Below are 618 nucleotides of genomic sequence, written 5' to 3'. Positions count from 1 at the left end.
CTTTCATTGAAATTAATATTTTGAATAAAATCTTTAAGTATTTGTCTCTTAAAAAAAGGTGTATCAACAGGGAAAGTTGCTATCCATTTGAAGTCTTTTTGATTTTCTTTTATCCATTTCATAGCTGATAAAACTCCTCCTAACGGACCAAGATTTTTTTCAAAATCTTCGATTATTGAAATTTTTTCTGACTTATGAAAATTAATTTTATTATTTGATACTATTAAAAGCTCCTGGAATTCATCAATTATTTCAGTCAACATGTGATCAATTAATAATTTACCAGCTAACTTTACTTGAGATTTATCTTCTCCAAACCTTTGTGACTTACCGCCTGCTAGCACAGTGCCTAAAATATTGTTATGATCCATCTATAAAATATAAAACATTCAAAGTTGAATTAAAGAAATTAAATGGATTTAAGAATTTTAGAAATAGCAGCCCATACTGAAAATAATAAAGTTGTTGAAAACTATACTCATAAGTCAAAACACAAAAATCCATTATGTGGTGATGAGATGGAAATAAGCTTAATTGTTAAAGAAGATGTTGTAAAAGATATGGGTTATCAGTGTAAATCGTGTGTTTATTGTCAGGCATCAGTCAGTCTATTATCCA

General features: G+C 28.0%; 2 protein-coding genes. One reads left to right on the top strand and one right to left on the bottom strand.

All coding sequences use genetic code 11. From position 1 onward, the window contains the following. Positions 1-371: molybdenum cofactor guanylyltransferase (locus AMO08_RS02300; RefSeq protein WP_143323795.1), on the bottom strand; the 371-nt coding region annotated here is incomplete at its 3' end. Between the two features lie 42 nt (positions 372-413). Here AMO08_RS02300 and AMO08_RS02295 point away from each other — a divergent pair. Continuing rightward, positions 414-618: iron-sulfur cluster assembly scaffold protein (locus AMO08_RS02295; RefSeq protein ID WP_143323794.1), on the top strand; the 205-nt coding region annotated here is incomplete at its 3' end.

It is taken from the genome of Candidatus Pelagibacter communis, from assembly GCF_001180205.1.
In the GTDB taxonomy this organism is placed as follows: Bacteria; Pseudomonadota; Alphaproteobacteria; order Pelagibacterales; family Pelagibacteraceae; genus Pelagibacter; species Pelagibacter ubique_O.
Note: the sequence above shows the minus strand (reverse complement) of the source record. Positions and strands in the feature narration are given on the sequence as shown.